At 41.3% G+C, this 26975-nt stretch carries 16 protein-coding genes; 13 read left to right on the top strand and 3 right to left on the bottom strand.

The window, feature by feature from the left end:
* Nucleotides 1-41: 41 nt before the first annotated feature.
* The 3 genes from DXA74_RS13335 to DXA74_RS13320 all read right to left on the bottom strand — a co-directional run bounded on the left by DXA74_RS13335 (nucleotide 42) and on the right by DXA74_RS13320 (nucleotide 6587).
* Nucleotides 42-2195: an alpha-N-acetylglucosaminidase gene (locus tag DXA74_RS13335; protein ID WP_118528389.1), complete on the bottom strand. Its 2154-nt coding sequence runs from the start codon at nucleotides 2193-2195 to the stop codon at nucleotides 42-44.
* Between the two features lie 221 nt (nucleotides 2196-2416).
* Nucleotides 2417-5017 (bottom strand): alpha-galactosidase, encoded by a 2601-nt coding sequence (locus DXA74_RS13325; RefSeq protein ID WP_118528385.1) that lies wholly within the window; start codon nucleotides 5015-5017, stop codon nucleotides 2417-2419.
* A gap of 283 nt (nucleotides 5018-5300) precedes the next feature.
* A complete protein-coding gene (locus DXA74_RS13320) occupies nucleotides 5301-6587 on the bottom strand; it encodes an NCS2 family permease (protein ID WP_118528383.1) in 1287 nt (428 codons plus the stop codon).
* 13 nt (nucleotides 6588-6600) lie between these two features.
* On the opposite strand from DXA74_RS13320, the gene DXA74_RS13315 reads away from it, so the two are divergent.
* From DXA74_RS13315 to DXA74_RS13255, 13 genes are all read left to right on the top strand, one after another.
* Nucleotides 6601-6825, top strand: a complete 225-nt coding sequence (locus DXA74_RS13315; protein WP_118528381.1) for a DUF6078 family protein — start codon at nucleotides 6601-6603, stop codon at nucleotides 6823-6825.
* Between the two features lie 211 nt (nucleotides 6826-7036).
* Nucleotides 7037-8236, top strand: coding sequence for a site-specific integrase (locus DXA74_RS13310; RefSeq protein ID WP_118528379.1), 1200 nt, complete (start codon nucleotides 7037-7039; stop codon nucleotides 8234-8236).
* A gap of 422 nt (nucleotides 8237-8658) precedes the next feature.
* Nucleotides 8659-10038 (top strand): hypothetical protein, encoded by a 1380-nt coding sequence (locus DXA74_RS13305; protein WP_147401124.1) that lies wholly within the window; start codon nucleotides 8659-8661, stop codon nucleotides 10036-10038.
* A 29-nt stretch (nucleotides 10039-10067) separates the two neighbouring features.
* Nucleotides 10068-10319, top strand: coding sequence for a DUF1294 domain-containing protein (locus DXA74_RS13300; RefSeq protein ID WP_118528375.1), 252 nt, complete (start codon nucleotides 10068-10070; stop codon nucleotides 10317-10319).
* Nucleotides 10320-10321: 2 nt separating this feature from the next.
* Nucleotides 10322-13573, top strand: coding sequence for a virulence factor SrfB (locus DXA74_RS13295; protein ID WP_118528373.1), 3252 nt, complete (start codon nucleotides 10322-10324; stop codon nucleotides 13571-13573).
* Nucleotides 13574-13588: 15 nt separating this feature from the next.
* Entirely contained in the window at nucleotides 13589-16516 is a 2928-nt protein-coding gene (locus DXA74_RS13290) for a virulence factor SrfC family protein (RefSeq protein WP_118528371.1), read from the top strand.
* A gap of 529 nt (nucleotides 16517-17045) precedes the next feature.
* A complete protein-coding gene (locus DXA74_RS13285) occupies nucleotides 17046-19313 on the top strand; it encodes a S8 family serine peptidase (protein ID WP_158576076.1) in 2268 nt (755 codons plus the stop codon).
* An 11-nt stretch (nucleotides 19314-19324) separates the two neighbouring features.
* Entirely contained in the window at nucleotides 19325-20281 is a 957-nt protein-coding gene (locus DXA74_RS13280; RefSeq protein ID WP_147401122.1) for a hypothetical protein, read from the top strand.
* Between the two features lie 28 nt (nucleotides 20282-20309).
* Entirely contained in the window at nucleotides 20310-22253 is a 1944-nt protein-coding gene (locus tag DXA74_RS13275; protein WP_147401121.1) for a hypothetical protein, read from the top strand.
* Nucleotides 22254-22265: 12 nt separating this feature from the next.
* On the top strand, nucleotides 22266-24794 hold the full coding sequence (locus DXA74_RS13270) for a hypothetical protein (RefSeq protein ID WP_118528364.1): 2529 nt from the start codon (nucleotides 22266-22268) through the stop codon (nucleotides 24792-24794).
* A 4-nt stretch (nucleotides 24795-24798) separates the two neighbouring features.
* Nucleotides 24799-25623, top strand: coding sequence for a hypothetical protein (locus DXA74_RS13265; protein ID WP_147401120.1), 825 nt, complete (start codon nucleotides 24799-24801; stop codon nucleotides 25621-25623).
* Nucleotides 25624-25635: 12 nt separating this feature from the next.
* Nucleotides 25636-26175, top strand: a complete 540-nt coding sequence (locus tag DXA74_RS13260) for a hypothetical protein (RefSeq protein ID WP_147401119.1) — start codon at nucleotides 25636-25638, stop codon at nucleotides 26173-26175.
* Between the two features lie 8 nt (nucleotides 26176-26183).
* The gene (locus tag DXA74_RS13255; RefSeq protein WP_147401118.1) at nucleotides 26184-26969 is read left to right on the top strand and encodes a hypothetical protein; all 786 of its coding nucleotides are present in this window, start codon (nucleotides 26184-26186) and stop codon (nucleotides 26967-26969) included.
* The last annotated feature ends 6 nt before the right edge of the window (nucleotides 26970-26975 follow it).

Here is a 26975-nt window from a genome sequence, read left to right as displayed (position 1 = left end):
AGGGTTAAGTATGCGCTAAATTAATTCCGCCAACGGGTTATTTATAAATTCCGGAAAACCTCTGTGGCTACTTTTACTGCCTCCCCTTCCGGTTCTGAGGAGTAAAGGTTATGTTGCAGCGTCCAAGGCTCTTCCAATGCATAATAATCCGGATCGGCCACCTGTTTGCCGTCCAGACGCTGGCGCAGAATGTCGAAATAGGTGTTCCATCTCATCTTATAGAAATCGCGGAGCAGACCGTTCCATTCACGGTGCGCATAGTCACGCAATCCGCCCTGGTCGGCTGCCGTACGGTTTCCCCAAGTGGTAATCTGCACGCGGGCATTCCATTCATACAGATTCTTTTCCTCTTCGGTATGTCCCAGCTTGCGGGCCGCCTGCAACCAGGTTCCCACTTTAAATTCCGGACGGGTAGCCAGTAGTTTGTCCTGCATGTCTATCAGACGGATAAAGCGTTCGGCCGCCTGATTGAAGAGTTCCTTTTCGCCGCTCTTGTAGGCGCTGACTACAATCGGGTAGACCAACCGTCCTTTTTCGGCCACAGCCTGACGCACGATATCCACCAGATCATATTCAAAATTATTGTTTCCCTGAAATGCCGGAGCCGCCTCCACCATCAAGCGTGCTGCCTGAATCACATCCTGCGGGTTATAGTAGTCACTCATTTCCGACCAGCTTGAAGCCTGATAAGCATTCAGTGAAGGACGGGCGCAGAAGAGCGATTCGTGTGTTCCCTGCTGAGTGGATTTCTCCGGACAGTTATAGATGGAGTTGCTCAGAATTGTCCATGCTTTCAATACACGCTCATCCTTTTTTCCATATCGGGCGGCAACATAACCTTCCAACCACTGCTCCTTGGTGAAGGAAGTGCTGCGCCAAGGCAGTTCGCACAAGAGTTCGTACATTACCGGATTGTTCTCAATGCCTTCCATCGTCAGACCGACGCCTTTGAGGGTTGCGCCGAAGCGACTCTCCTTAGCCTGATAGAATTTTCGGATTACGGTTTCCATTTTTCCGTGCAGTCCCACATTACCGCCATAGTTCAGCAACATACAATATAGCCAGTCGTGTCCGTCAAATCCATTTTCGCGTTTCCAAGTGGAGTTCGGGTCGCCCCATTGCGGACGGCTTTCCGAGAACAGGTCGAGCACAATCAAATCCCCTTTGGGAATACCGCCAATCAGCTGCGGGCGTGGGTTGGCCTGCCAGGCCTGAGCTACCCATACTGCATTTTTATTGGTCTGTTTCATGGCTTTCCAGATGGCTATTCCGGCCGCATTCAGATCCACACCGGCCACGTTTCCGCCTTCGTGGAATGGGTCCATGCTATAATAGTCCGCCTTGCCATAGAGACGGGTCAGCTCCTGATAATACAGTTTGGCAATGCGCTCGAAATTCGGATCCGTAGGTTGCAGGAATGCCGGACGACGGTAACCGCACCAGGTTCCTGGATCTGAAACATTAACACCCAGATGTTCGCGGGCGTCATGCGGCAACATACCCGAATATCCCGGAAGTACCGGTTTGATACCCAGTTCGCGCATCCGTTTCAGGATCTTTTTCTGCAAGTTCACACGGTCTTTGTACCAATTCTTGGGATTCGGTCCTCCCCAGCCTTCCAGATTGTTCATCAGCCACCAGGCCTGAAAGCCCGGTCCGGCAATGAATTCTCCGATTTCCTGGTCTGAATAACCTAATTTGTCCAACACCCGATACCACACCTCTTCCATGCCGACTACAGCAAGCGGCAGATTGATGCCATGAAGCGCCATCCAGTCTATTTCCTGTTCCCAACGTTCCCAGCCCCAGAAAGCCATGGAGTAAGAGTGCGTGCAATAGTTCAGATAGTAACGCTCTACCTGATCGGTACTGTGTCGCTCCACCTGAGTTACGGGCGGGAGTACTTCCGGAAGATCCGCTTTCATGTTGTTCCATGAGAGATGGATGCCGGCATAATATTTCAGATACCAGTTGATACCGGTGGCAATGCTGACGGGATTGTTACCGCGTACTACCACTTTCTGTCCTTTCTGGTCCAGTTCAAAGAAATCCTGTTTGGAGGCGCTGTTTATTTCTTCGGTGATAAACTTTTGGGAAGCCCCCTCGTCAATACGCTCCAAAAGGTTGTCAATAGGGGAGGCCCAGGCTATAGATGAGGTCCATGCCATAAGGAAAAGTGTTTTTATCTTTTTCATAAAGGTCAGATTGTTTTGAATGGTTTTTCGTATGTATTCGATGCTACAAAATTAGCAAAAAAAATCCATATCCGCAAGGAATCGGTGAGGAACCTTGTCGGTAAGTTCATCTTGCATCATGGTGAAAAAGATAAACCCATCAACAGAACGCAAAGAACGGGCCTTGATTTTCTGTTGATGGGCGGTTATGCAAGGTGAGAATCTAAATTCAAACGATGTTTTTATTTGATTTTCTTCAGATAAACTGAGGCACTGTCAAAGCGTTTTTTGCAAGTAAAGGACAGGCCTTTTTCCATCAGTTCCTTACCGCTGAGTGTCTGTCCGTTCTGTTGGCAGGCTGCTTTCTCGGCGCTGTCGATATTCACTTCCTCAATGAGATACTGAATGTTCGGGTCCAGTCCCTCCAGTTTCACGCTAACACCTTCCGAGTCATCTTTCACCTGGTAGCAGAACACCACGGCATGCTCCTTTTTGTCCTCTTCCACGAAAGACACTACCGAGCGTGAAGTTTCGTATGGAGAAACAAGTCGGTACAAATCACCGAGCTGAACCACCGGACGAATCTTTTCCTTGTATACCTTCACGGCTCTGCGGGTGATTTCCTGATCCTTCTTGCTCATGGTCAACGGGTTGGCATCCATACCCAGACAGCCACTCATCGCCACATCGAAAGCGAATTTGAAAGGCTGGTTACCCATATGAGTGACATGCGCTCCCTGAACCTTGGCCGGGAAAATGTGTGAGGCACCCCATTGGATGAACACACGCGACATCGGTGTGGTATTGTCGCTCGTCCAGAACTCATGGAAGTAGCGCAGGGCTCCGTAGTCGTTTCGGGCACCACCGGCCGAGCAGAGCATCATCTGCAGATCCGGATTCCGGCGAACGGATTCTTCGAACACACGATACAATCCTTCGGTGTACTTAATCCACAGATGTTCCTGGTTCTTACCCAGATAATGAGAATACGGATTGTGGAACGGACTGTTGCAATCCCACTTGACGAAAGTGATTCCCGGATTCTGTTTCAGGATGCGGTCGAACGATTCGATACAGAAATCCTGTACTTCCGGGTTGGTCAGGTCGAGGACATACTGTCCGCGTTGCAGGTGTTTCTCGCGCTTCGGTTCACACAACAGCCATTCCGGATGTTCGGTAACGAGGCGTGCGTCCGGGTTGGCCATTTCCATTTCCACCCACAGACCGAAGTCAATACCCGTTTTTCCGGCGGCCCGAATCAGATTCTTCATTCCCTCGGGGTGCATTTTCGGAGTCGGGTTCCATTCGCCCAGCACACGCGCCTTGTCGGGCAGTCCGAACCATCCGTCATCGAGCAGGAACAGCTCGAAACCCAGCTTGGCGGCCGGTTTCAGGAACGGGATAATCACATCATCTGCCGTATTCATGCCTGTAGCCTCCCAGTTGTTGAAGATGGTGCGCAGCAATTTGTGTCCGTCGCGGATGCCATAGTTGCGTGCCCAGCGGTGCAGATTCCGGCTGGCTTCTCCCTTTCCCTTGTTGCTGAAGGTATAAATCAAGGCCGGAGTGGTAAAGCGCTCTCCTCGGGGCAGGGTATAGTCAGAAGCCCACGGGTTGATGCCCGCCTGAACGGTCAACTTGCCCGAATTGTCCTTTTCGAAGAGCAGACGGTAATTGCCCGACCAGGCCAGGGTACCTGCCAACACTTCACCCTCGTTTTCCTGAGGTTTTCCGTCGAGAGAGATCATGAAATGCTGCTGCTTTTCGTTGGAACTGGTGATTCCCCATTTGTTGTCAATCACTTTCTGTCCCACGGTGAGCGGCGATTCCGTTACATGGAACTCGTTGGCCCAGCCTCCGTGAAACTGAGTGAGCCAGTGCTCACCAGCCGGCAAGGTAAGGGCTGCCGAAGCCATGTTCTTAATGACGATGGCCTCGGGTTCCTCGTGATAGATCTCAGCCCATTGCTCTATGACATTCTCTTTTTTATATATTTTATAACAAAGGTCGGTGTGGAAGTCATAGTTCGGATCTTTCATCCGTATGCGTGTCAGGGTGACGTTATCGCTGATGGTTTTTACTTCCTTGCTTTCAAAATGCAGTTGGGTAGACATGTGTCCGTCGTGATGGATTACATGCAGGGCCGGTTCTCCCCAGTAAGTGAAATCGTTGTGACTGCGTATGGTGGGGTAGGCCTGAAGGCGTTGCATGCCATTTTGGAAAACCTTGTCCAGTCCGCCACGGCTACCGAAATACTGTTGGAAAAGGTTGTTTTTCTTGTCCATACAGAGCGTCAACTGTGTGTTTTCTGTGGTCAGATCAATCAGTTCGGCATCGGGTATGGCCACGGCCAGAGCACCGTCGTTCATGGTAAAGTAAGCTTCGGCCCAGTCGGCATGGTCGTTGTTGTTTCCGTCGTCGGTAGGCAACACTTCGAGTACCGCCTGATTGACACCTTTCAGATCCGCTTTCAGCAAAAAGGGCTCATCCCCTTTGCGCATGACAGGCGATTCGGCCAGCACCTTGTTGTCGCCGCTGATACGGAACACCACCGATGCACGTGGAGACACCTCGTCGTCCACGCCTACGAGGGCCTGAAAGGACTGTGCCTTGCCTTGCAGGGAGACAATCATTTTGCTGTAGGCATGTGTTCCTACTCCCTTATAGGTCTTGCCGTTGATGGTGAGCGGACGGTTTTCGCAGCTCCGGTCAGCCCGTACACTGCCATATTCCGTAGTCATCAGGTTCAGGTTTAAGGTGTTCAGATGAACCTTGTTCTGTGCATTCATCGGCGCAGAGCATAACAGGGCTGCCGCGCTGAAAACATGAATCAGTTTCCTCATTTTCTTGTTTGTTTTTTGATGATTGTTGTTTCGGGGTTTGGTTTGTCTGCAAAAATATAAGGAAACCCGATTCAAATCAACCGGTCATAAGTCGGTCATAGAGCCTGTCATAAAATGATAATTCTTTAACCTATTGATAAATAAAGCTTTGTGGAATTTGAATCATAAAGTTTGAAAACAAGGGATAAATCTGTAGAACTATCTGTCGGAATAGAAAAGTCCCGCTTTTAAAGGTGGATGGACCTCTGAAAGCGGGACTTTGAAAAATCGTTTTTGCACGAAACTATACAAAGAACTTCAGCACAAAGATGGCGGCCAGGATCAGCATGCCCGGAGTGAGTTTCTTGAAGTTTCCGCAGATCATATTGATGAGTACGTAGCTGATCAGACCCAGTACAATACCATCGGAAATGCTATATGCCAGCGGCATGAAGATGACGCAGATAAAGGCCGGGATAGACTCCGAATAGTCCGAGAAGTCGATTTTCTGTACGGCCGACACCATCATCAGACCCACCAGAATCAGCACCGGTGCGGTAGCAGCACCCGGAACGGCCAGGAAGAACGGCGCAAAGAAAAGCGATACCAGGAAACACATTGCGGTGACAAAGGCAGTCAGTCCGCTGCGTCCGCCTTCGCCCACACCCGAAGCACTCTCCACAAATGTGGTGATGGTGCTGGTGCCCAGCATGGCGCCGGCGGTTGTACCTACGGCATCCACCAGAAAAGCCTGTTTCAGATGCGGAATCTTTCCGTCCTTGCGGATCATGCCCGCTTTGGTGGTAACACCGACCAAGGTTCCGATGGTGTCGAACATATCTACAAACAGGAAGGTAAACACCACGATGACCATCTCCTTTGTAAAGATATGCTGCCATTCAAACTGCATGAATATCGGTTTGATGGAAGGAGGCGTGCTGAAGAGTCCGTTCATCTGGGTGATGCCCATCGGGATACCGATCAGTGTGGTGAGCAGAATTCCGATCAACAACGCTCCCTTTACCTTCTTGACCAAAAGGATGGAAGTGATGAGCAGACCGATGAGTCCCAACAGAGCCGGTCCGGAAGTGATATGTCCCAAGCTGATGAGCGTGGCATCATTGCGGATGATGATTCCTGCATTCTGCAGACCGATAAAGGCAATGAAAAGTCCGATACCCGCACCGATGGCATTCTTGATACTCATGGGCAGTGCGTCGACAATTTTCTCGCGCAGATTGGTCACGGTGAGCAGAATGAAGATCAGTCCCTCGAGCAGTACCGCCGTCAGGGCAAACTGCCAGCTATAGCCCAATGTAAGACACACGGTGTAGGCAAAGAAAGCGTTCAGTCCCATGCCCGGAGCCAGTCCGAAAGGCAGTTTGGCGTAAACGGCCATCAGCAGGGTGGCAAAGGCTGAGGCCAGTACCGTAGTGGTAAACAGCGCCCCCTTGTCCATTCCGGTAGCACTCAGAATGTTCGGATTCACGGCCAGAATGTAGGCCATGGTCAGGAAAGTTGTAATGCCCGCCAGTACTTCAATGCGAATCTGTGACACGGCCGGGTCAAAACCAAAAAGTTTTTTAAGCATAAATGATTGAATAATGATTAATACCTTATTGTTCTTTGCTTTTGGCAAAGAAGTTGCAAAGATAGTGAATTTCTTTGGTCTCTTGATTCAATTTAACTCTAATAAGTTTTATCCGTGGTGTCGCGACGAACAGGCTCTTTCTCCTGATGAGCAGAAAATGATGTTACAGGCGCTGCATCAGGCTGGAGTGATGGAAGATTTGTCTTTTGACCGTTATGAAGAAAGTATTTGCTGGTAAAATAGACCATTCATATCGGTTCCTGAAAATTACTCCCCCGTCAATAATCCGTTACTGACGGGGAAGAAATGGATTACTGATAGGGGAGTAATTTTGAGTACAGACCATTATCTTAAAAAGTCTGGTATTTTATTTTCATGCTTCATTTTTCTTTTTTCAATGCCTATTTTTCAGTATAATAAATGTGGCACTTTATTATATATAACGGAATATGGATACAATAAGACTTAAATTTAGAGCATCAAGAAAAGACGGAAAAGAAGGGGTTTTGTTTTACCAGATTATTCATAATCGCATTATCCGTCGTATAAAGACCGGTTACTGTATTTATGCTGAAGAATGGGATATCAAAAAGCAAAGCATTATTATCCCGGATTCGTCTCATCCACGCTATGAATGGTTACATTCCATTCAAGATGAAATAATTTGGAATATGAAGCGGTTTGAAAATCTGGCAAAAGATTTTAGTTCAAAGGCTTATACCTTTTCAGAAATTATTAATGCTTTTCAGGGGCGGACCGCAGATGGTAAGGGATTATTTGATTTTTTACGCACCCAAGTGCTAAGATTGAAGCAATTAGGCAGGGTGCGTTGTAGTGAGACAATGGATTGTACCTTACGAAGCTTTATGCATTTTAGAGGAGGGGTTGACATTAGCTTGCATAAGCTTACAAAAGATATCTTGCAACAATATGAAGCATATTTGAAATCCAGGGGACTGACTCGGAATACCAGTTCTTTTTATATGAGAAATCTTCGCAGTGCATACCATTTGGCTGTAGAAGAAGGGCTGACTGCGGATAATCACCCTTTTTGTAAAGTATATACAGGTGTAGACAAGACTGTAAAACGGGCTATCGCGATTGAAGATATACGTAAGATAAAGGCATTGGATTTGAGTCTTCGTCCTGCTCTTGATTTTGCCAGAGACATGCTTCTGTTCAGTTTTTATATGCGGGGTATGAGTTTTGTCGATATGGCTTATTTGCGTAAAAAAGATTTGGCCAATGGCTTTATTAGATATAGGCGCAAAAAAACAGGACAGTTGCTGATTGTAGAATTAGCGGATGAGGGGAGAAAAATCATTTCAAAATATACAAATAGAACACAATATCTGTTGCCTATTATTACCATTGAAAACGGTGAGGAACGTAAACAATATCAAGGACAGTTATTGAGGATAAACCGACATTTGAAAACGATAGGAAAGCTGATCAGTTTACCAGTTCCGTTGTCAACATATGTTGTACGTCATGCATGGGCCACAATTGCCCGTGATAAAGGTATAGAACTTTCAATTATTAGTGAAGGCTTAGGGCATGATAATGAGTCAACTACGCGGATTTATTTGGATTCAATCCGTACCACCAGAGTGGATGAAGCAAATAGGGCAATCCTTGATGATTTATAAATAGAACTAAAGTCAGGTGTAAGAAATGTTTTTCAAAATGTATATCTCTACAATAGAGAAAAGACTATGTATAGGCTATTCTTTAAAAAATAAGATATAGACTGAATCATATGGAAGTTAGTAATTATTTCGTTAGTTCATGTGGCTAACGACCGCGAAGCGTGCTCTGACCGTTACTGGATATTATCGATTGTTTTTAGTATATATGGGTGTAAACTGTTGTTTATTAGTTGATCATTGCTTAGTATGAAAGTTTGCTTTTAGTGCATTAGGCAAAAATCCGATATCTTTTAGAAAATTTATTTTTTCATAAATTAATGATGGGCTTGATAGCTTGGAATGGTTTTTATCTCTTGTTATATAAATATTTAGAGTTGAGTCTGTTGATTCTTTATTTTGAAGTGTTCTTTAATTAGCATTGTATGAAACAGAAATTTTTATCTTCCCGGTGGTATGGTAGATTATTGAATTTGCTTGTTAATCTGGCACATAGAAAAGGTATCTCTTTAGTTCCAAACGCAGGATTGACTTTACAGGCATTATATGAAAAGGTTTTGGCTGAATCTACACTGATTGAGAAAACAGTCATTAATCAGTTGTTGCAGAAATGGAGCGAACAGAAACGGTATGAGGAAGAACAACGTATTCCGATTTCTGATGAGGAGAATAAAAAACAGCAGGAAAAAGGAGCAAATGATGTAGCTGCAATATTAAGACAGGGGAAACGCTTGGATTTATTGGTTCAAGAAGTGGATTTTAGTGCTCAAGAGGAAATACTTCTAGCTTCACAGAAAAAGGCAAAATCCCGCAAACGTATTATTTACGGTAGTTTTATTGCTGCGATAATTCTTGCTTTTGTGATTTATAATCTGCCTTATTTTAAGGAAAAGCGTTTTTATAATAAAGTTGTAAAAGAACAGAGTATTTATACATGTCAGGATTATTGTCGGCAATTTCCAAATGGTAAGCATTATGAAGATGTTATGTTTCTGGAAATGAATCTGTCATCAAATCCGGTGAATCTTTTGATGGAGTATTTGAAAGATTTTCCTGAAGGAAAATATAGTCCGGTAGTTAATAGTCGTTTAGATTCATTGTGGGATATTGAAATTTTGAAATACGAACAAAGGGATAAAACAAAAGAATCTCCGAAGGCTGTAAAATATATGACAGCAATGCTTCATTATATGAAGCATAATCGAATCAATACAATTCTTTTGGATATGAACCCTAATATAACCTTGAAAGATTTTGATGAGTATGATGAGAATATTAAAGAATTCCTATATTCCTGGTATCGTGATGAAAAATTACCATTAGAAGGAAATTTATTATCTCTAAAAGAGAATTTTACGGAGCAGGATCGTGGTTCCTTGATGCAGATTCTCGCTGATGGAGTTCAAAAGAGCTTTAATAATATGTTCTCAAAAGATCTTGTATCTGTTGTTACATCATCATATGAGGCTGCAGAAAATTCTCCTGTCTTGTCCTTTAATTATGTGGTGAAAAATAGAAGTGATGAGCAGGTAAAAAGCTTACCTAATATTTGGACTTATGTACAGGATGAAACTCCCAAGGCATATATTTTAGCGATAGATGTAGAATTTGACGCGAAATTTTCTATTCCAGGATCGGATATAACGTATGAGTATTCTGAAGTTGGAGATCCTGGAAATGAAATTACAGGTATTGAGGATGTCAAAGACGGATATCGACGAATGACAACTGTTTGTTTTGCCAAGTTCTCCGATAAAATGGCGGAGAATTTGGGACTTGAAGATGTTTACTTCAAAGAAGAATAATTCGTTTTAAGGCTGAAAGATAAAAAGTCATGATAACTGTTCTGATATTGATAAATCTATATACTTTTTTTTTATATGGTTATGATAAATATCGTGCCATTCACAATAAATGGCGGATTCCCGAAGCTGTTTTGTTGTCCTCTTCTTTATTTTTAGGTGCTCTGGGTGCTTTATTGGGAATGTATGTTTTTAGACATAAAACAAGGCATAAACTGTTTGTTTGGTTTGTTCCGTTTTGTCTGATACTTCAAGCTCTGATAATAATTTTTATAATAGAATAATTATGAATATATCCTTAATTGCAAATACCGGAATACAATTTCATTCCTACGATTTTGAAATAAAACCGGAAGAAAGTTTTGTTGACAGAAATGGGGCTTATATGTCCCCTGTTTCTATAAAAGATGAAAATGGATTTGATGTTCCTTTAGTTTTTTACGAAAGTTATAACATCATTGACGATATCTGGAACCTCGAAATTGCAGTGAGCTTTTCCGGAGGTCAGATCGTTCGTTTACAAGAGCTTCGGGAGCATGCTCCTGTACCTTATGTTTTTACGAATGCGGCTGGTGTGGAATGTTTGGTTGACGAAAATAAGATTGATTTTGACACATTGAATCTGCTTGATGAAAAGTATTGTTACAGTGAGTATTGTTTTGGAGGTTCTATAACAGAAAAACTGGTTAAAGGGAACTGTCCTTTGGATACTATAGAAAATAGATGGCTTCCTGTTCCCATGTTTGAGAAAAATTCATCAAATAAAAGTGTGTTTGGTCCTACGAGTTGGTGTCGGGTAAAATTGGTACCTGCATCAAAAGTAAAAAATGTACGTAAATATCATTTGGTTTGGGCTTTTGATACAAATTCCATAAAGAATGATGATTCTAATATCAGACCTTATTTTTATGATGGAGAAGTAGAAAAACATTATGCCATTTGTGATGATCTTTCTTTTTTATTCAATTTCTTTTCAGCGTCACCATATAATTGTGAATGGGTTGATGAATATATCGCTTCTCTGATACACGGAAATAAGGAAAATTCAGAAATTACATCTTCTGAAGGAGATGTGACTCATTTCAGATATATTGCTTATTATATAACAATCATATCCTATTTGCAAAAGGCAGGATTAACTCCTGAAATTATTTTATATACGGATGAGGAAACAGCAAAACCGGTTGACTTGGTTCTTGATATTGGTAATTCCCGAACTTGCGGAGTCTTGTTTGAGAATGCTGATTTTACTAAAGTGGAAATGTTGCAATTGCAGGATCTATCGGAACCATGGAAGGTTTATAAGAAGCCTTTTGACATGAGACTTGCTTTTCATCATTGTAAATTTGGAGAGATGGATGTCTTGGATCAGTTCTCATGGCAAAGCTTTTTACGCGTAGGTGATGAGGCGATAAAACTTATCTATAAATCCCGTCCCGCTAACGGAATTGCTCAACGAACGACGAACTATTCCAGTCCAAAACGTTATTTATGGGATAACAGACAATTTAATGGGCAATGGGATTTTCTGACAACCGATGAAGATGAGAATTATTCTTTAAATCATTATATTAATATAAAGGGACTTTCAGAACAGTTTGATAGTGATGGAACCTTGAGAAAAAACAAAACAGGAGGCGTGTTCAGTTCTTTCTCAAGACGTTCTTTGATGACCTTTGTTTTGATTGAAATTTTTCAACAGGCAAATTGTCAGATTAATGGAGAAAACTTCAGAAACAAGCATGGTGATGTCAACATTCCACGAAAATTGAACAATATTATTATTACTTGTCCGACAGCCATGCCTAAAGAAGAGCAGATTATTTTGCGGCAGTGTGCGGAAGAAGCTTATATCGCTCTTTTACGTTGCAAGGATCCGGATCTTTATTTCCAACCTTATAATCCGTCTGAATGGCAGGATAAGGTGAAAATAATTCCTTCTGTTAAGGATCTGTCTGTTAATCCTAATAATCCGGCTTCAAGTAGAGTCAAGGCGGAATGGGGCTATGATGAGGCAACCTGTTGTCAGCTGGTATATTTGTATGCAGAGGTTGCTCAGAGGTATTTGAATCATTGTGAGGATTTCTTTGAACTTTACGGACATGTCAGAAAAGAATTTCTTGAAGATGACTATAACAGAAAATCCTTGACTATAGGTTCGATAGATATAGGTGCCGGTACAACTGACCTGATGATTTGTGCTTATAAATATGATGATAAGGGGGTTTGTAAATTAACTCCCAAACCTCTTTTCTGGGATAGTTTTTATTATGCCGGAGACGATCTTCTGGAAGAGATTGTTCGGGCCATAATTATTGAAGGTTCAAATAAAAAGTTAGGTCAGGTATACGATGGTCCTGTTTTTAATGCTGTATGTTCTGCTTATATGGAGCTTTCCGATGTGGATTTTATAGAGGCTTTGGACTTGAAAGGCAAGGTCAACTTCGATAAGATGAATGAAACCGAGAAGCAGGAAATAAAGTATATGTATGCTTCAAGAGAAACATCAGAACGCATCCATAATTTTTTCGGTAAGGACAAAGCGTTAATGGATTATAAAGACCGGATGATGCGTCAGGATTTCAATATTCAGATATCGGTTCCGATGGGACTGAAAATGTTGGATATGTTGCGTCTGGGACGTAAATCTATGCGTTTACGTTTTGAAGACTTTTTCTATGAACTCCAACCGGCAGAATTCATTTTGGATCATTTTAACAAGCATTTCAGTCTTGTTCGAAATGAAAAGACATATGTAGCTTTTGATTTTAAGAAGATTGTTTGGAATTTTGATGGAGAAGAACTTTCAAAAATCATCATAACAAAGATCGAGCCGTTAATGAAACAGTTGGCTGTTGTCTTGAATACGTATGGTTGTGATATCGTACTTTTGGCCGGTAAACCGACTTCTTTGTCGGCTATTACCGATCTGTTCCTGAAATATTACCCGACCAGTCCGAACCGTTTGATTCGTCTTAATGATTATCGTGTCGGAGAATGGTATCCGTTTGCGGACGGACTCGGATATTTTAAGGACCAGAAATCTTTGGTTGCTGTAGGAGCTATGATTGGATATATGTCTTCTAATGGAGGTATTCATGGCTTCCATATGGATATGACCAATCTTAAAAAGGATATGGTTTCTACTGCAAATTATATGGGCTTGTATAATGCTGTCAACCAGAAAATTGCAGAAGTGATGCTTACACCTGATCAAAATACGGCAACTTTTGAGGTACACGGATTTCCTTTGTTTATCGGGTGTAAACAGCTGATTTCAAGATTTTATCAGGCACGACCTTTGTTCGCGTTGGATTTGAATGATGAGGTAGATCTGCATACGGTTTCTTTGCCATTAAAGGTTTCAATCGTGCGAAACTATTCACAAGATAAAGAACAATTGAAGATTGTATCGGCCGTAGATGCCATGGGCAAACCATTTTCAATTCAAAAACTTCGGTTCGGAGTTCAGAGTTTGGCGGGTGATGGTGCCTACTGGCTTGATAAGGGGGAATTTGTTTTGAGTATTAACGGATAATTAGGATTATTAGCAATGAACGATATAGTAGAAACAAGGAATCAGGATTTGATACAAAATGTAACGAATCAGATAACCTTTATTAATAATTTTATTAAATGGTCTGATGGCTATTTACAGCAAGGGCGTAAAGAAGAGACCTTTAAGAAACTTGTAAATGTGCGTCGGCAGTTAAAGCGGCTTCTTTTTTCTTTGGAGAGCAATCCTGCTATTGCGGCATTTGGAGAAAGTCAGAAAGGAAAAAGTTATGTCATCAGTTCTTTGTTGGCCCGAAAAGGACAACAGTTGGTTTTTGTCGATCCGAAAACAAATGAAACCTATAATTTTGTGGAGCAGTTCAATCCGATTGGCCGGGATGTCGAGGCAACGGGTGTAGCTACACGTTTTACCTGTAAATATGATGTCCCTGATGTGGATTTTCCTGTTATGGTAAAGATTCTTCATGTTTCGGACATGCTGAATATTTTATGTGACAGTGCTTATAATGATGTAAAGAATCATTCCATCATCAATAAGGAAGATATTGATGAGTTTATGCAGGCACAGGAACGTCGTTATCAGAATGCTCCTGTAGTTCAGGATATTCTTGGTGAGGATGATATCATGAATATTTATGAATATGTTAAGAACCATATAGGAGAAGTAAAGGCCAGAGATCTGTTGTCTTCTTGCTTCTTTGATTCGGCTATGCGTATTATTCCAAAAGTACAACCGGCAGAATGGCCGCAACTGTTGTCCAAACTTTGGTATGACAATTCTGATATAACAGCTCTTTTTGCCCGTTTACTGCAAGGTTATGAGACTATAGGTTTTGGAAAGAAGGTTTATATTCCGGTATCTGCTTTGTTGAATACAACCAACACCCTGATGAGTGCCATTTGCCTACAGACGCTGGATGCGGAAATGCCTCTTGTCGGTAATACGAACCCTGTTTATGGGACCGATTTGTTAACAGAAAAGAATCAGGTGATCAACGGTTTCTCGAAAAGTATTCTGTCTGCTATTTGTGCGGAAGTCGTGTTTCAGATACCGGAAGAAACAATCAGCGAAGAACTTTTATATCATTTGAATGGAATAACTGGTGACGATGTCCGTCAATATTTGTTGTCCAAGGGATGGAACAAGAAGGTGAGCAAACAGTTCTTGAAATCTGTGGATATTTTTGACTTCCCCGGAGCACGTGAACGTTTAAGACTGGATGAATCACAGGTCAAACTCGAATTGAACAAAAAGATGGTCCTTCGTGGCAAGGTGAGTTATTTGTTCAATAAATACAGTGACGAACGTCTGATCAATGTTCTGATGCTTTGTCATGATCATATACATGTAGGTACAACTGTAATGCCGGATCTTGTGGAACAATGGCTGAAATTTAATGTAGGAGCAACCAAACGGGAACGTACGGCTTATATTGATAAAAGTATCATTTCGCCATTGTTTATGATCGCGACAAAATTCAACATAGACATGAGCAGCTCGGTTCAGGAAGGAGGAGATACACAGATCAGCAAACGGTGGGATGACCGTTATAAAGTGGTATATTACGATCAGGTTCTGGAAGCCAATAGCCGGAGCTGGTTTAATGAATGGACCGAACGTGGTGGATTCAAGAATACTTATCTTTTACGTGACTATAAATATTCAGGAACAGTTGGTGGCAGTGCCAACCGTTTGTTTGAAGGATATGATCAGGGTGGAGTGGAAACCGTGGAAATAGATGCTGATTTCCATCAGAGACTTAAGCAGAGTTTTATTTCGAATATCCATGTCAACACTTTTTTTGATGATCCGGAACTGGCATGGGACGCGGCTGCTACTATGAATAATGACGGTGCTACCCGTATTATTGAAAACTTGGGTATTGTGGCGGGGAACGCTAAAGAAAGCCGACTTTACCGGTGTCAGCAGGAAGTGCGTAGTCTTCAGGCTCAGGTGATACAATTGATGATGGAATATTATCATGATGAAAATGATGAGAATATCATGCAGAAGGCAATCGAGCGTGCAGGCTCTATCATTGCCGAGTTTGATGTCGTTTGTGGAAAGGACAATTATTTCTTCGGACGCATGATACAAAACCTTCAGATTAGTGAAAACTATGTGTTTGACTTTTATTACAATGAGTTAAACAACACAAAGGCAACGTCAGAGCGTGATGTGAAGGAATATGATCTGATCCTTTCCCGATGTCATGGTCGTTTGTCTGCCAATAATTCTTACGAGCAGAATCTGGAAATCCTGTGTCAGGAATATCATTTTTCTTCAACAGGCTCATGTAAGGAATTTTTTGAAAATGTCAAGGGGGTTTCTCTGGAAAAACTGTTTGCTTGTAATTTCAAGCAGAAAAGTAATTCGGAGCAATTGGCGGAAGGCATTCTGGAAAAGTGGATTCTGGATATAAAAGGTTCCAAGAACTTGAAATTCTATGAGGCACAGGGATGCAATACTCTGGTTATATTGGATCTCATAGAAAATTTAAAGGCTGTGGCCGATTATATTGAATTGAAATCTGTCATAGCACGCAAGATCAGTCCGTTTGTCGATGCGATTTCGGTCCCGCACCAGATATTGGATATGATTGCGGATACAACAGCTGAAATCATCAATACTTTTGTCGTTACTTTGGGATACAGATATTATTCAGGTCAGAAAAAGGAAGAATTGAAGATGGTCAATGAGAAAAATAATCTACATCTGTCTTTCGATTATGAAGATACCCAATGTATTCCGATGTCCAACGAAGAATTGTCAGAACTGTTTGATGATATCAGGCCAACAGACGAAAACAGCCAATTAACCTCTTTACCATCTTTTATAAACTATAATCGATGGATAGAAATGCTGCTTATTTCTTTTGTCGCGTCTTATAACATTCCTACATATAATGTAGAGGCAAACAAACTTTTAGGCAAGTTGCTTGCGGACTATAAAGAATTAAACTAAGAAGATATTAATCTGAATAATAATATTTATGGATATTCATCGTTCGTCAATTGCAGATTTTATTTTACCTAAAATCAGAGCTTCTTTTGTAATTGACTATTATGAAGGCTTACGTAATGTTTTGGAGGGGCGGGAAGATTTTTCTTATAAAAATCTTTTTGCCAATCCAAGACATAGAACCCAGACAGATATAACCTGGAGTTCTGATGCCTTTACTCAGAAACCGGTTCTCCTGAGCCGGTTACAAGGGGAGGAAAAAGAAAAATATTCCATATTGCTGAATCAGTGCATTCATGCCGTATTTGGACTAGTTGATCAGCTGAAGCAAGAAGAAGGTAATTCCTCGTTGTGTGATCTTCTTTCCAGATCGCTGACCTGTATAGAGGAAGATTTTGTCTATTGTGGTGAGGGCAAGGTTGTTCTTGTGAATTGGGGGATTATCCCCCGCCGAAAGGATATAGGTAACGGAAGTATTTTCCGGAGCGGTCGGTTTATTTCCGGTTGGGATCAGAAACACAGGCCGATTATTATGGGAAAAACAATTTCATCCGAAAACCGGAGAGAAAATGTTGACGAACAGGTTATAATCAGCCAACCAAATAAAAAGGCTGAGAGTCAGCCGAAAAAGGAAGAAGCGGTGATTCATGAAAGAAAAGAGATTTTGTCTACAGAGGAGGTGAATGAAGCCCCTTCTTTATCGGACGACGTACAATCAGACATATTGTCGGATGATCTTCCAGAAGAGCCTCAAAAGGAAACGGAAACACAGAATGTTTCCAAAGAAACTCCATCGAAAGAAGAGCTGTCAGAAGAAGTGGAGACGGTCGGTCGGTCTGAAGCAGATGTTGAAGAGGAAGAAAAGCATGACTCAGAAAAACGTGAAAAACGCGGATCCGGAAACTATCTGCAGAAACTGTGGAGCTGGATAAAGGCTGTTTTTCGTAGGATTATGTGGTTGCTTGCCTTCTTGTTGCTGTTGTTCGGAATACTGTACCTTTTTCGGAATTGTCAGGGACCATTACATAAGGTAAATCCGTTTTATAACCCTTTGCCGGAAGTTCCTATTGTGTTGCCAGTTGAAGACGGAGAGATTGGGACGGGTAAGGATGGAGTCAGTAAGATTGCAACCAATCGGTTTAATGTTTTGTTAAATCAGACGGATGAGGAAACCATGCTGTCTTGGGCTAAAGCCTTCAAGGATATTTATGATGGCGAACAATATGAGATTGTTTATTATAATCAGTCCTTGGGTTTTCTTCAGATACGCGTTCCTGCGGAGGAGCGGGAGCAGATCATGACGGATTTGCCGAAACAGCTTACAGGCTTTTCTTTTGATGTTTTTGAGGAAATTCTGTACGGGTATGATGCTTTGGTGACCGATCCGGCTTATCAGGATCCGGATAAATCATGGTATCTGAAGGCTATTGGAGCAGAAGATGCTTGGGCGGTAACCATGGGAGGAGATGATGTTATCGTTGCAGTTGTGGATAACGGATTTGATTTGAAACATCCGGAATTGAGCGGTCATCTGTATATGCCTTATAATGTTCTGACCAGAGATTCTTTTGTATTTCCGATCACTACCCGTGAAGGAATTAATGCCCATGGTACCCATGTGGCCGCTACGGCGGTGGGTGTCTGTAATAACGGCAAAGGTCTGCTGGGAGTCGCGCCGAACTGCAAACTGATGCCGATCCAGGTGGGTAATAACAATGCGGACGGAAGCATGAGTAATCTGGCTATACTGGATGGAGTGATGTATGCCATCAACCAAGGAGCAGATGTTGTCAATCTTTCTTTGGGAATGCCGGTTCCCGATATGGTAAAAAGGATGAGTGAAGGCCAGCAGCTGAATTTTATCAGTAATTCCTATTTGATGGAAGAATTTATGTGGAACCGGATTTTTGAAGCAGCAGAAAAAAATAATTGTACCATTGTTTTTGCCGCCGGAAATGACAATGCCATTTCCGGTGTCGATCCTCAAAAGAGAAATAGGAATACCATCCGCGTATCGGCTGTAGACCGGAATTTAAGAAAGGCAGATTTTAGTAATTATGGCGTTTATGCCCAATTGAACCGTGAATACTCTACCGTGTCAGCTCCTGGAGTCGGTATCTATAACGCAGCTCCCGGAAACAGTTACGCGACATTGCAGGGAACCAGTATGGCGGCACCCGTTGTGACCGGAGCTGTAGCTTTATTAAAGAGCATTGATAGAAATCTGACTACCGAACGCATCATATATATATTAAAGGCCACCGGTTTGCATGTCGGCCAGAATATAGGTCCGATGATTCAGATTGGAAAGGCGGTTCAAATGCTTTCCGGTAGTTCCGGTATGGACGGTAATTGTGAGCAGATACGTCAGGAAATTTTCCGCTTGCGGGCTAAGATCGACAGTTTGTCCCGGATTTGTCCTGATGCCGGTGTATCACCGGATACCTTGAAGTATTCGGAAGTGATAAAAGACAAGTTCGCTTTTGACGGAGTCTGGAAGGCCACTACTGTATTGGTTGCAGAGGGAGATCGGTCACCGGTAGAGTTATATATGGCATTCCGTGATTTGAAAGGAACTCTTACGATTATGAACAAAGGTCGAGAGTATACGGCTCCTTTGACAGCCAGTATTCAAAACGGACAGATCAGTATTGTTCAGCATGGACCTGCGCAAAGTGGCAGTGATTTGTTCCAGCCTTATCATTATGTATGTTTCTCGGATCGTAATGGTTATTTGTTCTGTAAGGCCTTTTCGGGACAATTAGAAAAAGTGACATTTAATCTTGTTAAAATCAGATAAAATATAAAGTTATGAAAAATTCAAATTCAGAAAAATTGTCGAAAGGTGATATCATTTCCTTTATTACCTTGATGCTATTGGGTGTCTTTGTCTTTTTAGGAATGAATTTCAAGACTTTGGGGGATAAGATAACCAGTGCCTTTGTTGCGATTCTGTTGCTGATCCTGATGTTTACCTCTGTTTTTCTGGCTGCATATGCCAAGGCTCAGAATCCGAATGAGTCTGGTTGGAAGAAACTGGAATATGCCATGGTGGTATTGTATTTGTTGACCATGATTCCTTCTTATTTGTTCGTGGCCAAATTTTTTGATGTGCAGTTTGAGAAAAAAGAGATTATAAAGGAAGTGGAACAGGAGTTGTCTGATATCAATGAGCTGTTTGTGTCGTATAAAAGACAGTGTGAGTCGCGGACGACTAATTATCAGACGGAACTGGAAGCGATGCTGAAGTCGGTTGAAGGCCGGCGCCAGATTGTACAAACGTTGGGACTGGAAAAGCAACCAAAGGATCTTTCATCTGAAGATGTCGAGGGGGCTGTTGACAGTTTCCGGAGATTCTTGACCGGAGGACAGGAGTATCATAACCTCCAAAAGGAGAAAGAGGCTTTGGGAGAGAGTTGTAAGCAAGGCTTTCAGAATTGGGATATTTTGTTTATACCTCAATATGCTTTGGAGTTGGGAAATGCCAAAGAACGTTTTGCGGAACAGCTGCAGCAGATATTTATGGAACCCAAAAGTCCTTTGGAAAGCAATGTGCCTCAATTTGAAACAGGAAACTCAAAGGAGGCCTGCTCTGTGGAAAAACGTTTTAGCGACTCTGTAGGATTTTCTTTCTTGGGCTTTCTGGCACTGATTGTTCTGGGAGGTTTGGGTATGTGTAAATATATTTTAGGAAAGAAATCCGATATTGTTAAAGTAAAGGGTGGCGACGCTTCCGTGATTACAAATGGAGGAGGTATAAGAATTTAAATAAATATAGAATATAAAAATAATCGATATGCCAAAGTTATCAGAAGAAAAAATCAATAGCATTTATTTGCATTGCAATGACCCCAGAGTACCAATGGAGCAACTCCTGCAATTGTGTCTGGATCTGGAGTCGGGAGTTACAGTCAGCGGTTTGAAAGCTGCCAATTATCATAAAATTGAACAGTTGGAGCGTGAATACAATATGCGTGCGGAGGATTTGGTCTGGGTCAAGGCTCAGGGGGATCTGGACGCACTGACAAAATATATTTCTGATTGTGAGCGGGGAACCTTTTCCGGAGCTCATTTGTATGAAGCGAAAGACAAGCAGCGTGAACTGGCCCAGGCTTTGGAGGAAACCAGATGGAGGGAAACCAGAGCATCTGGTGATCTCGGAAGGTTGATGGTATTTATCAAACAATGCGAAGAAGGAACCTTTTCTTCGGCTTATTTAAAAGAAGCCAAAATGGTGGCCGAGGATTTGGACTGGACTATGGCCCGCAATTCGGGAAATCCGGTGATACTCGATGGCTATATAGATAAGTGCCGGGCAGGCTTTTACCCGATCAACCATCAGAAGGATGCCGAGGCTTTGCTTGAGGAATGGGCCAACGCAACCATTATTGCGGAGTGGGAAGAACTGAATCTACTGAAAAATACCGATCCCGAGAAATTACGTCGCCTGAATATGTTTATTCAACGCTATACTGGAAATCCGGCGGATGTTGTCCAGCGTTATTTGGATAAAGCCGGTAATTTAATGAATGTATTGGCTGATGCTTCAGAAGCCCGAAAAGACTGGATTGATTTGAAAGAAAGGGGCGCTTCTATATTGGATTACGTAAATTTTATCAGTAAACATCCGTATTGTGAATATCGTGAAGAGGCAGAAGAACTGATTCGGAAAATGAAAAGTGATCTCCTTTCGGAGATGAAGCGCTATCCGTTTAAGTTTGGCCGGGAAGAAATGTACCAATATATAACGACCAAGACGCTGACGATGCAGGAACTGGTTGATGACAGCCATATCCTGACCGACCGTTCTTATAATCATATTAAGACATACCCAACAACACAATCTGAACAGCGTGAATTACCATTGTCTTATTTGGAGAACCCACATAGTGAAGAGGGCAATACGGATGTCTATTTTTTTGGTGTTGGAGGATCTGGTAAGACCTGTGTACTTGCAGGATTAATGAGTCTGACCGGAAGATTGGGCTTCAGCTTTGATCCTAAGGGCCCGGGAGGTGGAGGTAATTATGCTATGGAATTGCGCAATTATGCACGAACCAGTATGCTGCCTCCGGGAACGCTTCAGGAATATATACAGGTGATTGACGCTAAAATTAATGATCCGGAGGGACATTTACATAAAATTTCTTTTATAGAAATGTCTGGAGAAAAAACTGCGCAGTTTGCTGGAATGGTGGATGCGACAAGTTTGGGAGATTTAGGACCGGGGGCCGACGGACTATTAAATAATAATAATAACAAGCTCATTTTCTTTGTAATTGACCCTATCAATGAGAAGAATGTTCAGATGGGTGAAAACAGTTCCTTGTGGGTCACTCAAAGTGATGTGTTGAACTGTGTGTCTTCTTTGCTGGCCAAAAATAAGAATCTGATGAAAAAAGTAGTAGGAATACATATTATTCTGACTAAAAGCGATACCCTTGGTGATTATGTAGATGAGCAGACGGTAAGGAATTTATTGGAGAAACAGGGATATCAGGCTGTCCTTGAAAGTATTAAGGACATATGTTCAGTCTATAATATTAATACTCAGACTGGATGTGAAGTAGGCCTTTATCCTTATTGTGTTGGTAAATTCATGCCGGGAGAGGTATATACGTTCGACGAAACGGATGCCTTGAAGATACTTCGGGTTATTCAGGAAAATACAATTCCAACCAAACAGGAATCTAAAGATACTACAATAATAGAGCGTATAAGATTTTGGTTTAACAGTTAATAATAGGGAGAAATGAATTTATATTTGATTATATCCGGTAATCTGACCGGCTTCTCGCATTTTTATGCTTCTGCGGGAGCTAAAGATTTTTACGAGCAGTCAAAAATAGATTTTGATTTCAGAAATTATTTGCTCTTTTTAAAGGATAGACAGAAAGCTTATGCTGTATCGTTTACCGACAAGACAATTGCGGTAAGTTTGGTCACTCGAGTTTTGGATTCTTTTCGTAGGCCGGGTGTCCTGAATATGACATTGCTTTTACCAAGAAAATATAAGGTATCAGACAAAGGAGGTTTGCAAGGTGGTGCTGCCCTGTATCAGTTGTTGAATGAGGTAAATGATATGTTTTATCAGCGCAACTTCCTGAATGGTATGATGAATCAGAACGGAGCGGTGCTGATGCAAGACTATTATTCTCCGATATTGGAAAGATATCAGTTGGTGCCCGATCCGAAACAACGGGATGTGAATGCCCGAATCAATGTAGCCTTGGCTAAAAATAATGTAGGCTATATTGCCGCAGCTGAATCGGATATTTCTCTGTATCTGGAAACTCTTTGTCGGGAAAGCTATGAAGGATATCATCATGTCTTTTTGGCCTCGGATGCTCCTCAGAATATTAACGAATCTCCTGTTGAGGAGGTATTCTATCCGGTGCGTTATACGAGCAATATGGAAGCGGGAGTTGAATACAGTCTGCCGAAAAAAGTACGTATGTCGGATAAGATTGATCTGTTGCCTAACTTGCGGGGGTATGTGGCTTTTAATCAGGACTACACTTATGAACAGATATTTCAGGGGGCATGCAAACAGATTACTGCACAGTTGCGCAATGAGGTAATCTATCTGACTTATCAGTTTGAGGAGGAACACCGCAAAGTTACTTTTGAATTTCAGTTCGGAACGTCAAAAATTGATATGCGTGAGATCTTTCCTGTAAAATTATGGATTGGAAATCAAGAGAATTATTTGCAAAACAATTCATTGGTATTTTCGGGAAAAGAAATATATCACCCCATTCGATTGGTATGTGAGAATGAAAAGTATGAATTTGTTCCGGGTACAGCTGAATTCGATTTGTCCCGATATCCTGACGAAAAGTTTTATGTTCAAGTGCAGTCAAAAACTGTAAGGAAACCCGAGCAGACAGAATTGAAGTTGACTCTGCCTAAAGATGGCGTGTTTACAATAAGAATAATAAATAAGCCGACCGGAAGAGTGGAATCTTTTAATCAGGTGAAAGGAAGCTGGCAAAAAATGGTTTCTGGAGCCATATCTGATTGGCGCTATGAGATTTTATCAGACCAATATAAGACCGTATCGGGAGATTTTTCACAAGCTGGAGGTTTGACTCTTGAGGAAAAACAGGGAACGCAAAATCAATCAAAATCGCAGCTTTCATCTCAGACCAAGTATCCTGTTCAGATTAAAGATTCTCAAGGACAGTCCGGAGCAGTTTCTGATGGCGGAGAGAGGAAACAGTCAGAAAGAAATAAATTTATCAGAGCCAATCTTGTGGTATTTTCCTTTCTTTCTGTGGCTGTTCTGGCTCTTTTGGGGTTGGGCGGCTATATTGTCTATGACAAATGGAAAGAAAAAGAACAGGTAAATCCAAAAGATGTTGATAATGACTGTAAAATTCGGTTAAGTCCTATAATAAAACAAGGAACTGAAAATAAGATTTTATCACGACAAGATTTGGAAAAATTAGGGTTAATGTGTAAAATCGCATATGATACCAGGTATTTTTACATGGAGGAGGATAACGATTCTTTGACTTATATTTTAACTCCAAAGTCAGAAGTACCAGATTCCATTTATAATAATAGCACTGTAACTCTTTCGCTTGTTTACAATAAAGATACTATCTTTAAATATGTCAAATCTTATCATTGCTATAAAAATCCCATTGACTCATTTTACTTAAATATATTTAATAATTTAAAGTCAATAAAAGATTCTCTTGACAATGGTTCAAAAGTTAATAAAGAAAAGGTGCAAAAATATTTGAAATCAATTGAAGGAAATCAAATATATGGAAATCAAAAAGATAGAGTTAAATGGTCAGCAACAAACTTGTATATTGAGATTAAGCAAGGCATTGATAAAATTCAAAAAAACAACCTAACTACAGACCACGGGGGGGAGGACCAAAATGAGACGATAGAGGAAATAAAAACAGAGCTTGATAAAGCATGCGTTACTTTGGAAAGATTGGATAAATTATCCCAAAAAATTAACTCGCTTGATGACTCAAACTCAAAGACCAAAACAAAACTCTTAAATAAAGTTTCTGTTTTAAAGACGGTTATAACAAATTTGCGAGCCAAACAGAAACCTAATGATCAGCAAACGAAATATCTTTCACCTGATCAGGTAAAAGCATTGAATTTCGGCTTTAACCCAAAGAATAATAAAGAACAAGAAAGAATAAAACAGTATTGGAATACGTGTAATAAAAATAGGATTAATGTTTCTAAGATACAAAGCATATTGGATTTTAGTAATGAGGTAAAAAATTTTATTGAAAAAGGAAGTTAAAAATATGAAAATCATAAAATTATCAATTATAGCAGTCTTGATTATTGGAGCAATTTACGCTCTATTGACAATCAAGCCTAAGTCTTCCGAAGCGTCTGTTTCAGATACAGATGTTGAAGTGACTTCTGTGCAGGCTAAGGAGTGGAAAACCAAAATTGAACAATTGTGTCAGGATGGAAAATGGAGTACGGAAGGCTATCAGCAGATAGAAGATGGTATCCGTATGGACCGGAAAACCAGTAAAGGGGATCTGATTAATGATGATGAAGAAAGAGTTTTGAAGAAATATCTTTTTTCTTTATCCTGCAGCTCTTTATTTGGCAGTGCCGATAAACATTTTCAGCAGAGCACTTATTCTGATAAGAAAATTCAAGAATATGAGAATGCTGTGGCTTTCCTGGAAAAAAAGGTTCCAACATTTGGTACGAATAGTAATTTGACAGAAACAGCTGCTCTGTTGTCGGGATATAAGCAAATCCTTCAGTCTCTTGTCGGCTTTGGAAGCAACGCCCAGTATTCAAATCCATTGCGTGCCTTTTCCGGCCGCTCTGCTGAAGCGCAACAGAGTAGGATTAGAGGCATGAAGTATTTTCAGTCGCACTATGTGAAGAACAATCGAATTAAAGCGCAAGTTGCCAATTTACCTGCTGACCGCAGTCGGGCTGAGCGGCAGTACTATCATAATCTGGGGCGTGCGATAGAACAGCATTATACGGCTACTGGTGATCTTGTCCGTTTGTTGGAAGATCAGATTCATTTTAATAAGATTTCTACCAATGAATCGGCAAAAGAGAGATTGGCGGAATTTGTGACTAATATTAATAATTAATGAGTGAGTAAAATGAAAAGCAGGATATTAATCGTATTTTGTATGTTTTTTGCGGGATTATCAGTCTTTGCAGAAAAGAAAACAGAGGACAAAAAAGATGAAAGTAGCGCCCAATTAGATAAAGCTATTGACTATTGCAAAGAAATTGCTTTCTTGTATGATTCTGTTAGTGCATTGAATGATTCTATAGAAAAAATGAATTTTCGGTTGGATAGTCTGAAATCATCATGGCGGGAAATCTGCGAGAAGGCCATTGAAAATGGAGCGACGAAAAGTGTGATACAAAAATTATTGGATGATACTGATCGGAATTTTGACGGAGATTTATACACGCTACTAGAGGATGCTTTACGAAATGCAGAAGAGAGTCCGGCAGATGATGTTGAACCCGTAGGAATTGTCCCTGCTGATCCGGATAAACAAGGAGTGAAAATTTCAAAAGAAAATGACGTCGCGAAAACAGTGTCAAGAAAAAAAAGGACTCATGGTAAAAGTCAGGGTGAGCTTGATGAGGAACGATTTGATATTAAAGATGTAAAAACAGATAATTAAAAATGAATATGAAAAGAATAATCTATATCATTGTTTTCTCTCTTTATGGTATTTCTATATCGGCACAAAGTAAATCATCAGAAACAGAAGAAAAGCTGAAAAAGCCTACAGCAAAGGAGTTGAAGAAAGTTACAGAAAGTGCCCCGGCCATTGTTGATTATTTGAAAGCTCGATGTGAGAAACTTTCTGAAGATTATCACCAAAAACGGGATTTGGTTGCCAGATATGAAAAGAGGAAAAAACCGGAAATGACAGAAGAGGAACTGAAGGGTTATCTAAGTCAATATAGTTCTATTTCTACCATATATGAAAACAAAGACGAAGTGGGTAAGGTTCTGAAACAATTCCCCTCAAATAATCTTGCAGAAACTTATCTGAAGATTCTGGATATGTTGGAAAGTACCTATGTTGGTTATCGAGAGGCAGATAATAAGGCATTTTGTGACTGGTTATCGGATACAACAATCGCACAACCATTGGAAAAACATCGTAAGGAATATGATCAACTAAAAAACGGAATATTGGATTATTCTTATACAATGTTTGATTTGGCTCGGGTTTTCAGAAAAATTAAGAGAATAATAGGAGACAAACCAAGGATAACGAGAGGCGAGATTATAATGCAACTTCAAAATGATGAGGATTTGGAATATATAAATAGGATTCCATACGCTCAAAAAGCTCTTAATACTTTTGTTGCCAAATACACAGGGAAGAATGTGGATAATTTTGAAGAGGTTAAGAAACAATTGGTTGAGTCTTATCCGGTAGAATTTGAAAACTTTGATTGGTAGGATAGG

This window comes from Bacteroides sp. OF04-15BH (assembly GCF_003477995.1).
Taxonomy (GTDB): Bacteria; Bacteroidota; Bacteroidia; order Bacteroidales; family Bacteroidaceae; genus Paraprevotella.
The sequence above is the reverse complement of the archived record's forward strand: the minus strand, read 5'-3'. Positions and strand labels throughout refer to the sequence as shown.